At 72.2% G+C, this 16236-nt stretch carries 20 protein-coding genes and 1 tRNA gene; 7 read left to right on the forward strand and 14 right to left on the reverse strand.

Annotated elements, in window-relative coordinates; all coding sequences use genetic code 11:
* Positions 1-50 precede the first annotated feature (50 nt).
* Positions 51-133 (forward strand) — tRNA-Leu (locus AC2TEW_RS20530).
* A 50-nt stretch (positions 134-183) separates the two neighbouring features.
* On the opposite strand, the gene rdgB is transcribed toward AC2TEW_RS20530, so the two are convergent.
* The 4 genes from rdgB to AC2TEW_RS20550 form a co-directional block, all read right to left on the reverse strand.
* Positions 184-792 carry an RdgB/HAM1 family non-canonical purine NTP pyrophosphatase gene (gene rdgB / locus AC2TEW_RS20535; RefSeq protein ID WP_484624783.1) on the reverse strand — a complete coding sequence of 203 codons (609 nt, stop codon included), beginning with the start codon at positions 790-792 and terminating at the stop codon, positions 184-186.
* Positions 793-820: 28 nt separating this feature from the next.
* Complete coding sequence (locus AC2TEW_RS20540; protein ID WP_484624784.1) at positions 821-1216, reverse strand: DUF8711 family protein; 396 nt, start codon at positions 1214-1216, stop codon at positions 821-823.
* Positions 1217-1436: 220 nt separating this feature from the next.
* Entirely contained in the window at positions 1437-2162 is a 726-nt protein-coding gene (gene rph, locus AC2TEW_RS20545) for a ribonuclease PH (protein ID WP_484624785.1), read from the reverse strand.
* Positions 2163-2252: 90 nt separating this feature from the next.
* Positions 2253-2486 carry a PTS sugar transporter subunit IIB gene (locus AC2TEW_RS20550; RefSeq protein ID WP_030569190.1) on the reverse strand — a complete coding sequence of 78 codons (234 nt, stop codon included), beginning with the start codon at positions 2484-2486 and terminating at the stop codon, positions 2253-2255.
* A 356-nt stretch (positions 2487-2842) separates the two neighbouring features.
* Here AC2TEW_RS20550 and AC2TEW_RS20555 point away from each other — a divergent pair, with 356 nt between their 5' ends.
* The 3 genes from AC2TEW_RS20555 to AC2TEW_RS20565 all read left to right on the forward strand — a co-directional run bounded on the left by AC2TEW_RS20555 (position 2843) and on the right by AC2TEW_RS20565 (position 6181).
* The gene (locus AC2TEW_RS20555; RefSeq protein WP_484624786.1) at positions 2843-4132 is read left to right on the forward strand and encodes a PTS transporter subunit EIIC; all 1290 of its coding nucleotides are present in this window, start codon (positions 2843-2845) and stop codon (positions 4130-4132) included.
* A gap of 255 nt (positions 4133-4387) precedes the next feature.
* On the forward strand, positions 4388-5647 hold the full coding sequence (locus AC2TEW_RS20560; RefSeq protein WP_033823837.1) for a PTS transporter subunit EIIC: 1260 nt from the start codon (positions 4388-4390) through the stop codon (positions 5645-5647).
* 198 nt (positions 5648-5845) lie between these two features.
* Positions 5846-6181: a cupin domain-containing protein gene (locus AC2TEW_RS20565; RefSeq protein WP_484624787.1), complete on the forward strand. Its 336-nt coding sequence runs from the start codon at positions 5846-5848 to the stop codon at positions 6179-6181.
* On the opposite strand, the gene AC2TEW_RS20570 is transcribed toward AC2TEW_RS20565, so the two are convergent.
* Positions 6169-6915, reverse strand: a complete 747-nt coding sequence (locus AC2TEW_RS20570) for an MBL fold metallo-hydrolase (protein ID WP_484624788.1) — start codon at positions 6913-6915, stop codon at positions 6169-6171. The genes AC2TEW_RS20565 and AC2TEW_RS20570 overlap by 13 nt on opposite strands.
* A 179-nt stretch (positions 6916-7094) precedes the next feature.
* Positions 7095-7289: a MerR family transcriptional regulator gene (locus AC2TEW_RS20575; RefSeq protein WP_033823838.1), complete on the reverse strand. Its 195-nt coding sequence runs from the start codon at positions 7287-7289 to the stop codon at positions 7095-7097.
* Positions 7290-7471: 182 nt separating this feature from the next.
* Between AC2TEW_RS20575 and AC2TEW_RS20580 the strand changes: the two genes are divergently transcribed.
* Positions 7472-7897 carry a type II toxin-antitoxin system PemK/MazF family toxin gene (locus AC2TEW_RS20580; RefSeq protein WP_484624789.1) on the forward strand — a complete coding sequence of 142 codons (426 nt, stop codon included), beginning with the start codon at positions 7472-7474 and terminating at the stop codon, positions 7895-7897.
* Between the two features lie 57 nt (positions 7898-7954).
* Here AC2TEW_RS20580 and AC2TEW_RS20585 read toward each other — a convergent pair whose 3' ends face one another.
* The 7 genes from AC2TEW_RS20585 to clpS all read right to left on the reverse strand — a co-directional run bounded on the left by AC2TEW_RS20585 (position 7955) and on the right by clpS (position 12776).
* The gene (locus AC2TEW_RS20585; protein WP_033821652.1) at positions 7955-8923 is read right to left on the reverse strand and encodes a PLP-dependent cysteine synthase family protein; all 969 of its coding nucleotides are present in this window, start codon (positions 8921-8923) and stop codon (positions 7955-7957) included.
* Positions 8924-8934: 11 nt separating this feature from the next.
* Positions 8935-9213, reverse strand: a complete 279-nt coding sequence (locus AC2TEW_RS20590) for a MoaD/ThiS family protein (RefSeq protein WP_484624790.1) — start codon at positions 9211-9213, stop codon at positions 8935-8937.
* Between the two features lie 91 nt (positions 9214-9304).
* A complete protein-coding gene (locus AC2TEW_RS20595) occupies positions 9305-9421 on the reverse strand; it encodes a putative leader peptide (RefSeq protein ID WP_359887644.1) in 117 nt (38 codons plus the stop codon).
* A 170-nt stretch (positions 9422-9591) separates the two neighbouring features.
* On the reverse strand, positions 9592-10023 hold the full coding sequence (locus AC2TEW_RS20600; RefSeq protein WP_484624791.1) for a M67 family metallopeptidase: 432 nt from the start codon (positions 10021-10023) through the stop codon (positions 9592-9594).
* Between the two features lie 102 nt (positions 10024-10125).
* Entirely contained in the window at positions 10126-11595 is a 1470-nt protein-coding gene (locus AC2TEW_RS20605; RefSeq protein ID WP_484624792.1) for an amino acid permease, read from the reverse strand.
* A 254-nt stretch (positions 11596-11849) separates the two neighbouring features.
* Entirely contained in the window at positions 11850-12425 is a 576-nt protein-coding gene (locus tag AC2TEW_RS20610) for a DUF2017 domain-containing protein (protein ID WP_484624793.1), read from the reverse strand.
* A gap of 57 nt (positions 12426-12482) precedes the next feature.
* Positions 12483-12776, reverse strand: a complete 294-nt coding sequence (gene clpS, locus AC2TEW_RS20615) for an ATP-dependent Clp protease adapter ClpS (protein WP_033821648.1) — start codon at positions 12774-12776, stop codon at positions 12483-12485.
* A 134-nt stretch (positions 12777-12910) separates the two neighbouring features.
* Between clpS and AC2TEW_RS20620 the strand changes: the two genes are divergently transcribed.
* Both AC2TEW_RS20620 and AC2TEW_RS20625 read left to right on the forward strand, forming a co-directional pair.
* Entirely contained in the window at positions 12911-14281 is a 1371-nt protein-coding gene (locus AC2TEW_RS20620; protein WP_484624794.1) for a nicotinate phosphoribosyltransferase, read from the forward strand.
* Positions 14282-14366: 85 nt separating this feature from the next.
* Positions 14367-14957, forward strand: a complete 591-nt coding sequence (locus tag AC2TEW_RS20625) for an isochorismatase family protein (protein WP_033821647.1) — start codon at positions 14367-14369, stop codon at positions 14955-14957.
* 229 nt (positions 14958-15186) lie between these two features.
* Here AC2TEW_RS20625 and AC2TEW_RS20630 read toward each other — a convergent pair whose 3' ends face one another.
* Positions 15187-16215, reverse strand: coding sequence for a hypothetical protein (locus AC2TEW_RS20630; protein ID WP_484624795.1), 1029 nt, complete (start codon positions 16213-16215; stop codon positions 15187-15189).
* Positions 16216-16236: the final 21 nt, after the last annotated feature.

The following is a 16236-nucleotide window of genomic DNA, read 5'->3' on the forward strand; positions in this document are numbered from 1 at the left end:
GGAAAGCCGGTGTCGGCATCCGGAGCGGAGGCTCTAGACTTGGGGGGCCTGCGGCCGTGGCGTAATTGGCAGCCGCGCTAGCCTTAGGAGCTAGTGGACCTAGTCCGTGAGGGTTCGAGTCCCTCCGGCCGCACCGTCCCGAGGGCCCGTCCGGAGCCGGTCTCCGTACGGGCCCTCGGCGTCTCAGCCGATCAGCTCGCGTACCACCGGGGCGAGGGCGCGGAAGGCCTGGCCGCGGTGGCTGATGGCGTTCTTCTCGGCCGCGGTGAGCTCGGCGCAGGTACGGGTCTCGCCGTCGGGCTGGAGGATCGGGTCGTAGCCGAATCCGCCGTCGCCCGCGGGGGTGGTCCGCAGGGTGCCCCGCAGCCGCCCCTCGACGACCCGCTCGGTGCCGTCCGGGAGGGCGAGGGCGGCGGCGCAGGCGAAGTGGGCGGCGCGGTGCGGGTCGGAGATGTCGCCGAGCTGGGCGAGCAGCAGGTCGAGGTTGGCGCGGTCGTCGCCGTGCTTGCCGGCCCAGCGGGCGGAGAAGATGCCGGGGGCGCCGCCGAGCACGTCGACGCACAGGCCGGAGTCGTCGGCGACCGCGGGCAGGCCGGTGGCCTTGGCCAGGGCGTGCGCCTTGAGCAGGGCGTTCTCGGCGAAGGTGACCCCGGTCTCGGGGACGTCGGGGGTCTCGGGGTAGGCGTCGGCGCCGACCAGTTCGACGTCCAGCCCGGCGGCACCGAGGATGTCGCGCAGCTCCGCGACCTTGTGGCGGTTGCGGGTGGCGAGGACGAGGCGTCGGGTAGTCATGGCGTCCACCCTAGGGGGTCGTCCGGGCTCAGCCGGTGCAGGCCTTGCTGAGGTTGCCGGCGGCGGCGCCGAGCGGCTGCAGGTCGGGGGCCTGCTTGCGGTCCATGGCCTGCTGGACGTTCTGGACCTGGGCCTGCAGGTCGGTGAGGGCCTTGCTGACGTCGGTGTCGCTGGAGTTGCGGCCGAGCTTGTCGATGTCGTTCTTGAGCTGCTGCATGGCCTGGCCGGCCGCCGTGGGGTCGTTTCCGGCGTTGTTGAACGCGCTGGAGACGTTGGCGATGTCGTTGGTGATGGTGACCGCGGTGTTGCCGCAGTCGATCGCCTTCTGGGCGGCGGAGCAGCTGACCGCGCTGAGCGGCAGGATCAGGACGAGGGCCGCCACGGCCAACGCGGCGGGGCGGTTGATGCTGGCCGGCTGCGGCATCGCGTTCCTTCGGTGGGAGTTCGGCGGCTGCGGGGTCTCTGGGGGCACCGTACGGGCTGGCCCGCGGTGTGTACAGCATCGGTGAGGACGCCGGGCGGTGCGGCGGCGGTTGCGCCGGCGGCGGGTTCGGCCACGACGCGGCCGGCCGGCCGCGTGGGCGGCCGGCCGGGGGTGACGCGGGGTCGGGTCCGGGCGCGGGGCCCGGGGTGCCCGGGCGGGGTCAGGCCTCGAGGGCCTTGCGCTGGATCTCGTCGAGTTCGGCGCAGCCGAGGGTGCCGAGGTCGAGCAGCTGGTCGAGCAGGCCGCGGTCGAAGGGGGCGCCTTCGGCGGTGCCCTGGACCTCGACGAAGCGGCCGTCCGAGGTGCAGACGATGTTCATGTCGGTCTCGGCGCGGACGTCCTCCTCGTAGCGCAGGTCGAGCATCGGGACGCCGTCGATGATGCCGACGCTGACGGCGCTGACGCCGCCGGTGATGGGCTGGCCCTTGGCGCGCAGGATCTTCTTCTCGCGGGCCCAGGAGACGGCGTCGACGAGGGCGACGTAGGCGCCGGTGATGGCGGCGGTGCGGGTGCCGCCGTCGGCCTGGAGGACGTCGCAGTCGAGGACGAAGGTGTTCTCGGCGAGGGCGCGGTGGTCGATGACGGCGCGCAGGGAGCGGCCGATCAGGCGGCTGATCTCGTGGGTGCGGCCGCCGATCTTGCCGCGGACGGATTCGCGGTCGCCGCGGGTGTTGGTGGCGCGCGGGAGCATGGCGTACTCGGCGGTGACCCAGCCCTCGCCGCTGCCCTTGCGCCAGCGGGGGACGCCTTCGGTGACGCTGGCGGTGCAGAGCACCTTGGTGTCGCCGTAGGAGACCAGGACGGATCCTTCGGCGTGCTTGCTCCAGCCGCGCTCGATGGTGATGGGGCGGAGCTGGTCGGCGGTGCGGCCGTCGATTCGTGACATGGACAACGAGCGTAGTGGTTCCGGGCGTACGCGACGGCCCGCCGCCCCTGGGCGGGGGCGGCGGGCCGTGGTGGTGAGCGGGGGGTCAGCTCACATCATGTCCTCGATGTCGGCGGCGATCGGGTCGGCGTCGGTGCCGATGACGACCTGGATCGCGGTGCCCATCTTGACGACCCCGTGGGCGCCGGCGGCCTTGAGGGCGGCCTCGTCGACCTTGCTCGGGTCGACGACCTCGGTGCGCAGGCGGGTGATGCAGCCTTCGACCTCTTCGATGTTGTCGATACCGCCGAGACCGGCGACGATCTTCTCAGCCTTGGTGGCCATGTCTTTCTCCCTCTGTCGCGGCGCCTCGGCGGGATGTCGCCAGCGGCCGTACTGCGTGTGCGGTGTGCGGTGGGCGCTGCCGGGGACGGTGACGCCCGATCAGCTGTCGCGCCGTCGGAGCAGCGCGTCAAGCATCACCCGTCTCCGGACGATATGCCACGTTAGTCCACTTTTGGGCTACTCCGACGCGCAGGCCCGGGGCTGCGGTCCCAGGATGGCGATCACTGGGCCCAGGACCCGGCGCGACCGTCCCATCCGAAGTGGTCTACACCAATACTAGGTGCACTCCGGACAACGCGGGACAGCCCGCCCGCGTTCCCGCCCGGCCTGGCGGGTTCCGGCACTCGGAGGACGACATGAGCTCGGCAGGCGCCACGGTTCCGCAGACGCCCTGGTGGCAGACGTTCTACGGCGGCCTGCAGAAGATGGGCCGCAGCCTCCAGCTCCCGGTGGCCGTCCTGCCCGCGGCCGGCATCCTGAACCGCTTCGGCCAGCCCGATCTGCTCGGCGCGGACGGCCTCGGCTGGGACAACGTGGCCAAGGCCTTCGCGGCGGCCGGCGCGGCCCTGCTGGACGGCTCGCTCGGCCTGCCCCTGCTGTTCTGCATCGGGGTCGCGATCGGCATGGCCAAGAAGGCCGACGGTTCGACCGCGCTGGCCGCGGTGACCGGCTTCCTGGTCTACTACAAGGTCCTCCAGGCCTTCCCCGACCTCAGCGCCTGCAAGGGCGTGGTGGCCGGCACCCAGTGCATCGACTACGCCAAGCAGTCGGCCTCCAACGTCGGCTTCCAGAACCCCGGGGTGCTCGGCGGCATCCTGATGGGCCTGATGTCGGCCTGGCTCTGGGTCCGTTTCCACCGCACCAGGCTGGTCGACTGGCTGGGCTTCTTCAACGGCCGGCGCCTGGTCCCGATGATCACCGCCCTGGTCGGCCTGGTCTTCGCGGCGCTCTGCCTGTGGGTGTGGCCGCCGATCGGCGACGCGCTGGAGTCGTTCGCGCAGTGGCTGGCGGACCTGGGGTCGATCGGCTCCGGGCTGTTCGGCGTGGCCAACCGCGCCCTGCTGCTGATCGGCATGCACCAGCTGCTGAACTTCTTCCCGTGGTTCCAGTTCGGCACCTACGTCAAGCCGGACGGCACCGAGGTGCACGGCGACATCGCCCGCTTCCTGGCCGGCGACCCGACGGCCGGGCAGTTCATGACCGGCTTCTTCCCGATCTTCATGTTCGCGCTGCCGGCGGCCGCCCTCGCCATCGCGCACAGCGCCAAGCCGCACCGCCGCAAGGAGATCTACGGCCTGATGACCTCGGTCGCACTCACCTCCGCGATCACCGGCATCACCGAGCCGATCGAGTACTCCTTCGCCTACATCGCCCCCGTCCTGTTCATCCTCCACGCCCTGCTGACCGGCGCCTCGATGGCGGTCACCTGGGGGCTCGGCGTGCACGACGGCTTCGCCTTCTCCGCCGGGCTGATCGACTACCTGCTGAACTGGAGCCTCGCCACCAGGCCATGGGTGATCATCCCGGTCGGGCTGGGATTCGCGGCCGTCTACTACGCGGTCTTCCGCTTCGTGATCGTGCGGTTCGACGTGAAGACACCCGGCCGCGAGGACGACGACCAGGTCGAGGACGTCACCAAGGCCTGATTGCGCACCACTTGGGAAATCTTTTGTTGCGCGACTCGCCAAAAGAACTGTTACGGCGGGTAGCCAAGATCGCCAATCCACAACAAGGTTTCGATTTCATAGCGCTTCCCACCTGCGCGGCTTTCCGGGGTTCCTCACCCTGTCCGCACGTGTTAGAAAACTGGTCTACACCACTAGTGGTGTAGACCAGTTCGCGAGTCGGCCCCCGACGCTCCACCCGACGTCCGACCCGCCCTGTCGTGAGGAACCACCCCCATGAGTACGACTGCGCAGGCTCCGGCACCCGCCGCCGCCCCCAAGCCGGGAAAGAAGTTCGGCTCCGGAATCCTTCCCGGCCTGCAGAAGGTCGGCCGCAGCCTCCAGCTGCCGATCGCGGTGCTCCCGGCCGCCGGCATCCTGGCCCGTCTGGGCCAGCCGGACGTGCAGACCAGCTGGCACTTCCCCGCCAAGCTCGTCCAGGTGTTCGGCGCGGCCGGCGGTGCGGTGCTGGACAACCTCCCGCTGCTGTTCTGCGTCGGTGTCGCCATCGGCTTCGCCAAGAAGGCCGACGGTTCGACCGCCCTCGCCGCGCTGGTCGGCTACCTGGTCTTCAAGCAGGTGCTGACCGTCTTCCCGGCCGAGGGCACGGTGACCGCCGCCCTGCCGGCCGGCAAGCCGCAGAACCCCGGGGTGCTCGGCGGGGTGGTGGTGGGCCTGCTGGCCGCCGTCCTGTGGCAGAAGTACCACCGCACCAAGCTGGTGGACTGGCTCGGCTTCTTCAACGGGCGCCGGCTCGTCCCGATCATCATGGCCTTCGTCGGCACCGCGCTGGGCATCCTGTTCGGCCTGTGCTGGGGCCCGATCGGTGACGTCATCTCCGGCGGCAACGACAAGCTGGTGGGCGCGGGTGCGCTCGGCGCCGGCATCTTCGGCCTGGTCAACCGCGCGCTGATCCCGATCGGCATGCACCAGTTCGTCAACACCTACGCGTGGTTCCAGACCGGCAGCTTCACCGACGCCACCGGCAAGGTCGTCAACGGCGACATCAACCGCTTCCTGGCCGGCGACCCGACCGCAGGGCAGTTCCAGTCCGGCTTCTTCCCGATCATGATGTTCGCGCTGCCCGCCGCCGCCCTCGCCATCGCGCACGCCGCCCGCCCGGAGCGCCGCAAGGTCGTCCTCGGCATGATGACCTCGCTCGCGCTGACCAGCATCGTCACCGGTGTGACCGAGCCGATCGAGTTCACCTTCCTGTTCATCGCGCCGGTGCTCTACGCGATCCACGCCGTGCTCACCGCGCTGTCGATGGCCGTCACCTGGGCGCTCGGGGTGCACGACGGCTTCAGCTTCTCGGCCGGCCTGATCGACTACGTGATCAACTGGCACCTCGCGAGCAAGCCGCTGCTGATCATCCCGATCGGCCTGGTCTTCGGCGCGATCTACTACGCCGTGTTCCGCTTCGCGATCGTGAAGTTCAACCTCAAGACCCCCGGCCGCGAGAGCGACGAGGAGATCGAGGACGTCACCAAGGCCTGACCGCCGCCCACCCTCCCGGTGCCCCGCCGCGTCCCCGTGCGGCGGGGCACCGGTGTCTCTGCGCGGGTCACGGACGGGGCGGGGCGCGGGCGGGCGGTGCGCGGATTTCTTTGCCGAACGGTCGACCAACGGGCGGGCCCCGCCCGGTAGCGTCCTCGGCATCCGTTGCTTCCGAGGCCCGTGAGGGGTGTGTTCGGCGTGCGTGTGACCGACCTGGTGGAGACGGCTGCGGGACTGCCCGTGGCGTGGAGTTCGCGGCTGCTGGGCGAGGTGGGGGCGGCGGGGGTGAAGGTGCTGCGGATGGACGGGCGCCCGGTCCCGCCGGAGGTGCACACCACCACCGAGGCCCTGCTGGTGCTCGACGGGCAGCTGGAACTCACGCTGGAGGGACAGGAGTTGTCGGTGCGAGCCGGCGAGCTGTGCCTGGTGCCGGCCGGGCACCGGCACGCGGTGCGGGCCGGCAGCTCGGGCACCCTGGTGATCGTCGAGGTGGCGGACCGGCAGGCGGTCGGCGCCGGGGCTCAGAACCGGTAGACGGCGCCGGGTCTGGCGAGCTCCACCGGGCCGCGGTAGGCGGCCTCGGCGTCGCGGAGGTTGCGCTGGGCGTCCGTCCACGGCGGGATGTGGGTGAGCACCAGGCGCTTGGCGCCGGCGGCGGTGGCGTGCTCGCCGGCCTCCCGGCCGTTGAGGTGGACGGCCTGGTAGGTGTCCTTGCCGTCGGTGTAGGCGGCCTCGCACAGGAACAGGTCGGCGCCGGTGGCCAGCTCGACCAGGTCGGCGCTCTCGCCGGTGTCGCCGGAGTAGACGATCGAGTGGCCGCCGTGCTCGATCCGGAAGGCGTACGCCTCGACCGGGTGGTTGACCTGGACCGTGGTGATCCGCAGCGGCCCGAGGTCGAAGCTGCCGGGCTTGAGGGTGCGGAACTCGAAGACCTCGGTCATGCCGGGCTCCTCCGGCATGTCGTAGGCGCGGGCGAGCCGTTCGGGGGTGCCGGCCGGGCCGTACACCGGCACCGGGTCGGGGCAGCCCTCCACCCGGTAGTTGCGGGCGACCCAGTAGGCGCACAGGTCGACGCAGTGGTCGGCGTGCAGGTGGCTGAGGAGCACGGCGTCGACGTCGTACAGGCCGACGTAGTTCTGCAGCGCGCCGAGCGCGCCGTTGCCGAGGTCGAGCACGGCCCGGAAGCCGTCAGCCTCCACCAGGTAGCTGGAACAGGGCGAGTCGGCGGACGGGAAGCTCCCCGAGCACCCCACCACGGTCAGTTGCATGCCGAGCCCCTCCGCCCCGATGGTCATTGGTCCCGCAGGGGGTCGGCGTGGGCTGCCCCGGTACGGTCGTTGCGTGTCGAGGGTAAGGGCCGGACGGCACTTTGCCCCCGTCCCCGTGCCGCGCTGTGGCTGGAATCACCAGAACGGGCCGGGGGCGCGGGCGGGCGTTCGACGGAGGGTCAGCGGTGCCCGGGACGGTTGCGGGCCCAGGCTCTGATGGTGTCGGGGTACCAGCGGGGGTGCCCGTTGCCGTCGGTCAGGTCGGGTTCGGGGAGCAGGCCGTGCCGGCGGTAGTTGCGGACGGTCTCGGACTGGACGTTGATGTGCCGGGCGATCTCGGCGTAGGACCACAGGTCGTTGCTGCTGGGGCTCATCTGGTCACCACCTTCGGACCGAGGTCCCGAGCGCTGCTCGGGTTGTCGTGATCAGCTTTTCCGGGGCGGCCGGGATCCCCGGGCCCGGCCGGACGCCGTCGCCGTTCCGTGACCGACCAGCAGCACGGAACGGACAAATCGTCGAATGTCACAGCGGCCGCCCGGCCCGGTACGGTCGGCGGATGGACGGAACACTGACCCTGCCGCTGCTGGTGGCCGCGGCCGCGGCGGCCCTGCTGCTGGCCCTGTGGTGGTGGCGCCGGCGGGCGCGGCCGCGGGCCCGGCCCGGGGCGGGACGGCCCGCGCCCCGGGAGATCTGGTGGGCGCGGGTGCCGTTCGAGGACGGCCCGGGCGGCAAGGACCGGCCGTGCCTGGTGCTGCGGGTGCGGCCGCGGACCGCGCTGGTCGCCAAGATCACCACCAAGCACCACGCCGAACGGCCCGGGGTGCTGCGGCTGCCGGCCGGGTCGGTCGGGGACCGGCACGGGCGGGCGAGCTGGCTGGAGACGGACGAGCTGCGCGAGGTGCCGCTGGCGGACTTCCGGCGCCGGGTCGGCCCGGTGGAGGAGCGGATCTGGGCCGAAGTGGTCCGCCGGGCCCGGCACTGAGACGCCGTGGGCGCCGCACCCGGGCGGGGTGCGGCGCCCACGGCGGCGACGGCGGACTCAGGCCCAGAGCTGGCCCTGCAGTGCCTCGACCGCGGCCTCCGTCGACTCCGCGGTGTAGATGCCGGTGGACAGGTACTTCCACCCGCCGTCGGCCACCACGAAGGCCACGTCCGCGCGTTCGCCGGCCTTGGCGGCCTTGCGGGCGACCCCGATCGCGGCGTGCAGGATGGCGCCGGTGGACACGCCGGCGAAGATGCCCTCCTGCTGGAGCAGCTCCCGGGTGCGCCGGACCGCGTCGGCCGAGCCGACCGAGAAGCGAGTGGTGAGCACCTCGGCGTCGTACAGCTCGGGCACGAAGCCCTCGTCCAGGTTGCGCAGCCCGTAGACCAGGTCGTCATAGCGCGGCTCGGCGGCGACGACCTGGACGCCGGGGACCTTCTCGCGCAGGAACCGGCCGACGCCCATCAGGGTCCCGGTGGTGCCGAGGCCGGCGACGAAGTGGGTGATCTCGGGGAGGTCGGCGAGGATCTCCGGCCCGGTGCCCCGGTAGTGGGCGCCGGCGTTGTCCGGGTTGCCGTACTGGTAGAGCATCACCCAGTCGGGGTGCTCGGCCGCGATCTCCTTGGCGATCCGCACCGCGGTGTTGGAGCCGCCCGCGGCGGGCGACGGGATGATCTCCGCGCCCCACATCCGGAGCAGCTCGCGCCGCTCCTCGCTGGTGTTCTCCGGCATCACGCAGACCATCCGGTAGCCCTTGAGCTTGGCGGCCATGGCCAGCGAGATGCCGGTGTTGCCGCTGGTGGGCTCCAGGATGGTGCAGCCGGGGGTGAGCAGGCCCGCGGCCTCGGCCCGCTCGATCATGTGCAGGGCCGGACGGTCCTTGATCGAGCCGGTCGGGTTGCGGTCCTCCAGCTTGGCCCAGAGGGTGACCAGCCCGTGGTCGTTGCCGGGGACGGCGGCCGAGATCCGGGGCAGCCGCACCAGCGGGGTGTTGCCGACCGCTTCGATCGGGCTGTCGTAGCGCATCGGGCGGCGGCTCAGCGGGCGCCGCCGGCCACGGCCGGCAGGATGGTGACGCTGTCACCGTCGGCGATCTCGGTGGCGATGCCGTCCAGGAAGCGGACGTCCTCGTCGTTCAGGTAGACGTTGACGAAGCGGCGCAGCTCGCCGGCGTCGAGCAGGCGCTCGGCGATGCCCGGGTGGCGGGCGTCGAGGTCGGTGAAGAGTTCCCCGAGGTTGGCGCCGGTGCCCTCGACGGCCTTGGCGCCGTCGGTGTAGGTACGGAGGATGGTCGGGATGCGGACCTCGATGGCCATGGCTGCGCTCCTGGGGAGGTGGGTCGGGTGGGCCGCACGGGGCGCGGCAGGGGAATGGCCCCGGTCGCTGCCGGGGTGGGCGGTGCCGAAGTCAGCTGGCGTCGGCGGTGCCGGGACAGATCGCACTGGCGAGCCGGCACAGGTCGACGTGCAGGCGCGCCACGAGGCGGATGCCCGGGGCCTGGTTGCTCACATCGACGGAACGCATGGGCTCATCGTATAGATTCCCGCCCCCGGTCCGGCAGCTGCGTCTCGGGATCCGGTCGTTTCCGTATCCGATGCTGAGACGTTGCAGGACCCCGGGCAGGCCGCGGGCCGGTCGCCCGTCCCCGGGCCGGGCGGCCCGGCCCCTCCGGGGTCCGGCGGGGGCGGCCGGGCTCAGGCGGCGTACTCCGCCACCACTTCGACGTCTTCCTCCGTGATCACGCCGTCCACGATGCGGAACGAGCGGAACTGGTACGGGTCGCCCTCGCCGTTGCCCTCGGCGGTGGAGACCAGCACGTAGTGGGCGCCGGGCTCGGAGGCGTACGAGACGTCGGTGCGGGACGGGTAGCCCTCGGTGGCGGTGTGCGAGTGGTAGATCACCACCGGCTCCTCGTCGCGGTCGTCCATCTCGCGGTAGAGCTTGAGCAGGTCGCCGGAGTCGAACTCGTAGAAGGTGGGCGAGCGGGCCGCGTTGAGCATCGGGATGAACCGCTCGGGCCGTCCGCTGCCGGCCGGTCCGGCGACCACGCCGCAGGCCTCGTCCGGGTGGTCGGCGCGGGCGTGGGCGACGATCGCGTCGCGCAGTTCTCGGGTGATGGTCAGCATGCGGTCAGGATAGCCAGGCCCGTCCGGCCGTCGCGGGGTGCGTTCGACGGCCGGACGGGCGACCCGGTCCAGCAGTCGGACCGGGGGTCGGTGGGTGCCGGGTCAGCCGCGCGGGGCGGCCTGCGGACGGGGGTCCGGGTGGGCTTCCGGACGGGCCTCCGGGTGCGCGAGGACGGCCTGCGGCCGGACCCGCTTGAGCACCTGGTAGCCGACCACCAGGGCGGCGGCCCAGGCGGGGAAGACGTACAGCGAGATCCGGGAGTCCTCGTCGAGCGCGATCAGCACCACGACCAGCACCAGGAAGGCGAGCGCGAGCCGGCTGGGCCAGGCCCCGCCGGGCGCCTTGAAGGTGGGCGCCGGGAGGTCGCCGCGCTGCCAGGCGCGGCGGTAGCGGAGCTGGGCGACCAGGATGACGGCCCAGGTCCACAGGCCGCAGACGGTGGCGACGGAGGTGATGTACTCGAACGCCTTGGCCGGGACCAGGTAGTTGAGCACCACGCCGAGGCCCATCAGCAGCGCCGAGACGGTGATCGCCAGAGCCGGGGTGCGGCGGGAGTTGAGCGCGGTGAGCCGGCCGGGCGCCTGGCCGCGCTGGGCGAGGTCGCGCAGCATCCGGCCGGTCGAGTACATCCCGGAGTTGCAGGAGGACAGCGCCGCGGTGAGCACCACGAAGTTGATGATGCCGGCGGCGGCCGGGATGCCGATCTTGCCGAAGGCCGCCACGAACGGGCTGACGCCGGGGCTGAACTCCCGCCACGGGACGAGGGCCAGAATGATCGTCAGCGCCCCGATGTAGAACAGCATGATCCGCCAGGGCAGGGTGTTGATGGCCCTGGGCAGGTTCTTCTCGGGCTCGGCGCTCTCCCCGGCGGTGACGCCGACCAGTTCGACGCCGAGGTAGGCGAACATCACGATCTGCAGGGTCATCACGGTGGAGCCGATGCCCTTGGGGAAGAAGCCGCCGTCCGCCCACAGGTTGCTGACCGAGGCGGTGTCGGCGGCGTCGCTGAAGCCGAGGGTGAGCACACCGACGCCGATCAGGATCATGCCGATGATCGCGGTGACCTTGACCATCGAGAACCAGAACTCGATCTCGCCGAACAGCTTCACCGAGATCAGGTTGGCCGCATAGAGGATCACCAGGAAGACCAGCGCGCTGGCCCACTGCGGGATGCCGGGCGCCCAGAACCGCACGTAGACCGCGGCGGCGGTGGTCTCCGCCATGCCGGTGACCACCCAGAACAGCCAGTAGGTCCAGCCGGTCACGTAGCCCGCGAACGGGCCCAGGAACTCGCGGGCGTACTCGGCGAAGCTGCCGGACACCGGGCGGTAGGTGAGCAGTTCGCCGAGCGCCCGCATGATCACGAAGATCACCAGGCCGGCCACCGCGTAGCTGAGGATGAGGCTCGGGCCGGCCTTGGAGATGGCGGTGCCGGCGCCGAGGAAGAGGCCGGTGCCGATGGCGCCGCCGATCGCGATCATCTGGATCTGACGGCTGCCCAGACCGCGCTCGTAGCCCTCGTCCCCCTCGGACCGGACCTCGGTCATCTCGTCCTGGGCCTGATCGGCCATGGCCACCCTCCTTCTGCTCGCGGGGCGAGGGGAAGTCGTATCACGGTATGACCGGATACCGGTGGGTATCTGAGCGCTATTTGAGCATGACAGGTACGGATATCGAGCGCTTTGTCCGTATTGATGCGAAATCCCGTCCATCATGCGGACTTTCCGCCGGTGGACGGGACATCGGGGTACGGGCGGGTACGAGCGCCTGGCGGGTACGGGCCCGCCGCGGGCGGACCGGGCCAGCCGGTCAGGCGGTCGGGCGGTCAGCCGGTCATCGCGTCGAGCAGGGTCTCCTGCAGCTGGCCGAGCCAGACGTAGGCCATCACCAGGGGCTTGCGCTCGTCGGTGTCCGGCAGGCGGTAGAGGCCCTGCTCGTCCTCCTCGGTGATCTCCAGCCGGCTGCCGAGGGTGAGCCGCAGGTCGTTGAGCGCGCCGAGCCAGTGCCGGCAGTCCCCGGCCGCGACCTGGAGCACCCCGCCGTCCTCGCCCAGGCCGTCGAGGGCGCGCACCACGGCCAGCGCGTCGTCGCGCTTGCGGGCCCGCAGGTCCACCTCGGTGTAGCGGCGGAACTCGCCCGCCATGGCGCGGGTCTCCGCGTCGGCCCGCTCCCCCGGCTCGCCGTACGCGTCGGGGAAGAGCCGGGCCAGCGCCGGGTCCTCGGGCGCCTCGGTGGGGCCCTCGGCGAACAGCGCCGCCAGCGGGTCGTCGCTCGCACCGCCCGGCCCGGGCCCGATCAGCTCCAGCATCTGCACCTCGAGGGTGCGCAGGATGGAGGCCTCGACCTCGTCCAGCGCGATCACCGCGCTGCCGCCGCCGGCGCTCTCGAACAACCCAGCCATGTGTTCTGATCAGCCTGTCTGCTTGGTGGTGGTGAGGGGCCTGATGGTCGTACGGGGTCAGTCGTGCTGGAGGGTCGCCCACAGACCGTAACCGTGCATCGCCTGGACGTCGCGTTCCATCTCCTCGCGGGTACCGCTGGAGACCACCGCGCGACCCTTGGTGTGCACGTCCATCATCAGCTGCCTGGCCTTGTCCTTCGGGTAGCCGAAGTAGGCCTGGAACACGTACTGGACGTAACTCATCAGGTTGACCGGGTCGTTGTGGACGATGGTGACCCAGGGTGTGTCGGGCTCCGTCACCGGCAGGCCCTCGACCTCAGGGCGCTCGATCTCCACCGGGGCGACACTCACGACTGCTTCTCCCTCACCCGACACGACGTCCTCTGCCTCTCATGCTTCCATCCGGGGGACGCGCGAGCGAATCCGGGTCAACACGCCGGAGAGAAATCGTCAGACTGACGCTAAGTGGTAGTAGCATCATCATCATGGACGCCATCACCGCGAGCCGGTCCACCGCGCTGCTCACCGACCGGTACGAACTCACCATGCTGCAGGCCGCCCTCCGCAGCGGAGCCGCCGACCGGCGCTCCGTCTTCGAGGTGTTCACCCGCCGCCTGCCGAACGGCCGCCGCTACGGCGTGCTGGCCGGCACCGGCCGGGTGCTGGACGCGGTGGAGGCCTTCCGCTTCACCACCCCGCAACTGGACTGGCTCTCCGACCAGCAGGTGGTGGACGAGCCCACCCTGCGGTTCCTCGCCGACTACCGCTTCCGCGGCGACATCCACGGCTACCCGGAGGGCGAGGTCTACTTCCCCGGCTCGCCGCTGCTGACCGTCGAGGGCAGCTTCGCGGAGGCGGTGATCCTGGAGACGCTGATCCTGTCGATCCTCAACCACGACTCCGCCATCGCCGCCGCGGCCTCCCGGATGACCGCCGCCGCGGGCGACCGCCCGTGCATCGAGATGGGCGCCCGGCGCGCCCACGAGGGCGCCGCGGTCGCCGCCGCCCGGGCCGCCTACATCGCCGGCTTCGGCGCCACCTCCGACCTGGAGGCCGGCTTCACCTACGGCATCCCCACCACCGGCACCGCCGCGCACGCCTTCACCCTGCTGCACGACAGCGAACGGGACGCCTTCACCGCCCAGATCGACTCCATGGGCCGCGGCACCACCCTGCTGGTCGACACCTACGACCTGGCCGAGGCCGTCCGCACCGCCGTCGAGGTGGCCGGCCCGGGGCTCGGCGCGGTCCGGATCGATTCCGGCGACCTGACCCTGCTCGCCCACCGGGTCCGCCGCCAGCTGGACGACCTGGGCGCCACCGGCACCAGGATCATCGTCACCTCCGACCTGGACGAGTACGCCATCGCCGCGCTGGCCGCGGCCCCGGTCGACGGCTACGGCGTGGGCACCAGCCTGGTCACCGGCAGCGGGCACCCGACCTGCGCGATGGTCTACAAGCTGGTCGCCCGGGCCGCCGGCCCCGAGGGCGAGCTCGTGCCGGTGGCCAAGCGCTCGGCCGGCGGGAAGACCAGCGTCGGCGGACGCAAGTGGGCCGCCCGGCGCCCCGACGCGGACGGCGTCGCCGAGGCCGAGGTGGTCGGGCTCGGGCCGGTCCCCGCGGAGCTGGAGCCGCACCTGCTGCACGTTCCGCTGATCACCGGCGGCAAGGTGGTCGGCCGGGAGCCGCTGGCGGCCGCCCGCGAGCGCCACCTGCGGGCCAGGGCCGGGCTGCCGCTCTCCGCGACCCAGCTCTCCAAGGGCGAGCCGGTGATCGTCACCGAGCAGCCGCCGACGGCCACCGCGGCCGGGTCGCAGGGGCGCACGGCTCTTTCGCCTACGCGCGTCACTCCCTAGAGTTCATACCCCCGGCGCGCCCGGCCCCCGACACCCGGCGCCACCCCGGCAACCCGACGTCACCGAGAAACGAGAGAAGCCAGCCATGCACCGCGCCCTGATCGTCGTCGACGTGCAGAACGACTTCTGCGAGGGCGGCAGTCTGGCCGTGTCCGGCGGCGCCGAGGTCGCCGCCGCGATCACCGACCTGATCGCCGAGTCCGCCGCCGGCTACACCCACATCGTCGCCACCCGGGACCACCACATCGACCCCGGGGAGCACTTCTCCGCAGAGCCCGACTACGTCCACTCCTGGCCGGTGCACTGCGTGGCGGGCACCGAGGGCGTGGGGTTCCACCCGAACTTCGCGCCGTCGGTCACCTCGGGCGCGATCGAGGCGGTCTTCGACAAGGGCTCGTACTCGGCCGCGTACAGCGGGTTCGAGGGCAGCAACGAGAACGGGCAGGGGCTGGCCGACTGGCTGCGGTCACGGAACGTGGTGGAGGTCGACGTGGTCGGCATCGCGACCGACCACTGCGTGCGGGCGACCGCCCTCGACGCCGCACGGGAGGGCTTCACCACCCGGGTCCTGCTCGACCTCACGGCCGCGGTGGCCGCCCCGACGACGGCGGCGGCGCTGGAGGAACTCCGGCTCGCCGGGGTGGAGTTGACCGGGGAGCCGGTGGTGCGCGGCTGACCTCCGCGGGCCGCACCCGCGCGGGCCGGACCTGCGCGGCGGCGGGGCCGGGGGTGGGTGCTGGGTACCAGGTGCTGGTACGGGTGTACCGGTTGCTGCTACGGGGGTACCGGGTTGCCGGGTAGTTCGTGCCGGGTTGCCGGGTAGTTCGTGCCGGGTGCCGGCTCCGGCGGGCCGCTCGGCCTGCGTCGCGGGCCCGCGGCGGGTGGGCCCCGGCAGGGCCCGGCGGTCAGCGCTCGGTCACCACCAGCTCGATCACGTCCTCGCCGCCGGCCCGGAACGCCTCCCGCAGCTCACCGCCGACCGCGTCCGGTTCGGCGGCGAGCCGCTGCCCGGACACGTGGACCACCCGCACACCCAGGTACTCCATCCGGTGCTGGCCGCCGCGCACCCAGGCCGCCTCACCTTCGCTGACGCAGCGCAGGTCCGAGTCCACCTCGACCGCGACCCCCACCTGCGGCCAGTACAGGTCCGGCACGGCGACGTAGGTGCCGCCGCGCATCCGCAGCTCCGGGCCGGCCAGCGGGGCCGGCAGCAGCCACTCGTCGACCAGCTCGCCCAGCCGGTCCAGCACCGACTCCCGTTCGGCGGCCAGCAGTTCGTCCAGCGCGGCCCGCACCCGGGGCTCCTCCAGCAGCCCGGCCTCGGCCAGCTCGGTGGACAACTCCCGCAGCCCGCCGCCCGATCCGATCCGGGAGACGGCCTCGCGGAGCACCGAGCGCAGCAGTCCGGGGCCAATCACCCCGGCGTCGAAGGCGCCCGCGTCCGTCCACTCCCGGATCGCGTCACAGACCGCCCGGGCCACCGGCGCGCAGGCCAGCCCGTGCACCGAGCGTGCCACCAACTCCCGTTCGGTGCGCCGGATCCGCACCTCGCCGGCGTCCCGCAGCCGGCGCTGCCGGGGCACCAGCACCTCGACCCCGGTGACGGCGGGCAGCCGGGGCATCGACACGAAGCCGTACAGCGCCAGCGCCGCCGCGCCGGTGATCACGGCGCCCTCCCGGCCGCCCTCGTCCCGCCCGTTCTGCGCGGCGTACAGCAGCGCGGCCCACATCCGCTGCTCCGGGGTCGGCTCGCTCTCCTGCAGCAGGTACACCCGCGGCAGCATCCGCCGCCAGGGCCCGCCACGCCGGCAGTGCTCGCTGACCACCCGCGTCGGCACGCCACGGGCCCGCAGCTGACTGGCCGTGATCACGTTCTGCTGCCGCCGGGCCAGCTCTTCGAGGGACAAGGACTGGGAGGGAATCTGGTAGCTCATGCCGACACCTTCCCCAACAGC

It is taken from the genome of Kitasatospora sp. NEAU-CNBT7, from assembly GCF_057220535.1.

Bases quoted from the DNA above. Each gene is read 5' to 3' on its own strand.
- AC2TEW_RS20540 (WP_484624784.1), bottom strand. From the start codon at position 1,216: ATGCCGCAGCCGGCCAGCATCAACCGCCCCGCCGCGTTGGCCGTGGCG.
- AC2TEW_RS20590 (WP_484624790.1), bottom strand. From the start codon at position 9,213: ATGGCCATCGAGGTCCGCATCCCGACCATCCTCCGTACCTACACCGAC.
- AC2TEW_RS20595 (WP_359887644.1), bottom strand. From the start codon at position 9,421: ATGCGTTCCGTCGATGTGAGCAACCAGGCCCCGGGCATCCGCCTCGTG.
- AC2TEW_RS20570 (WP_484624788.1), bottom strand. From the start codon at position 6,915: ATGCAACTGACCGTGGTGGGGTGCTCGGGGAGCTTCCCGTCCGCCGAC.
- AC2TEW_RS20580 (WP_484624789.1), top strand. From the start codon at position 7,472: ATGGACGGAACACTGACCCTGCCGCTGCTGGTGGCCGCGGCCGCGGCG.
- AC2TEW_RS20575 (WP_033823838.1), bottom strand. From the start codon at position 7,289: ATGAGCCCCAGCAGCAACGACCTGTGGTCCTACGCCGAGATCGCCCGG.
- rph (WP_484624785.1), bottom strand. From the start codon at position 2,162: ATGTCACGAATCGACGGCCGCACCGCCGACCAGCTCCGCCCCATCACC.
- AC2TEW_RS20610 (WP_484624793.1), bottom strand. From the start codon at position 12,425: ATGGCTGGGTTGTTCGAGAGCGCCGGCGGCGGCAGCGCGGTGATCGCG.
- AC2TEW_RS20630 (WP_484624795.1), bottom strand. From the start codon at position 16,215: ATGAGCTACCAGATTCCCTCCCAGTCCTTGTCCCTCGAAGAGCTGGCC.
- AC2TEW_RS20585 (WP_033821652.1), bottom strand. From the start codon at position 8,923: ATGCGCTACGACAGCCCGATCGAAGCGGTCGGCAACACCCCGCTGGTG.
- rdgB (WP_484624783.1), bottom strand. From the start codon at position 792: ATGACTACCCGACGCCTCGTCCTCGCCACCCGCAACCGCCACAAGGTC.
- AC2TEW_RS20600 (WP_484624791.1), bottom strand. From the start codon at position 10,023: ATGCTGACCATCACCCGAGAACTGCGCGACGCGATCGTCGCCCACGCC.
- AC2TEW_RS20555 (WP_484624786.1), top strand. From the start codon at position 2,843: ATGAGCTCGGCAGGCGCCACGGTTCCGCAGACGCCCTGGTGGCAGACG.
- AC2TEW_RS20605 (WP_484624792.1), bottom strand. From the start codon at position 11,595: ATGGCCGATCAGGCCCAGGACGAGATGACCGAGGTCCGGTCCGAGGGG.
- AC2TEW_RS20550 (WP_030569190.1), bottom strand. From the start codon at position 2,486: ATGGCCACCAAGGCTGAGAAGATCGTCGCCGGTCTCGGCGGTATCGAC.
- AC2TEW_RS20625 (WP_033821647.1), top strand. From the start codon at position 14,367: ATGCACCGCGCCCTGATCGTCGTCGACGTGCAGAACGACTTCTGCGAG.
- AC2TEW_RS20620 (WP_484624794.1), top strand. From the start codon at position 12,911: ATGGACGCCATCACCGCGAGCCGGTCCACCGCGCTGCTCACCGACCGG.
- AC2TEW_RS20560 (WP_033823837.1), top strand. From the start codon at position 4,388: ATGAGTACGACTGCGCAGGCTCCGGCACCCGCCGCCGCCCCCAAGCCG.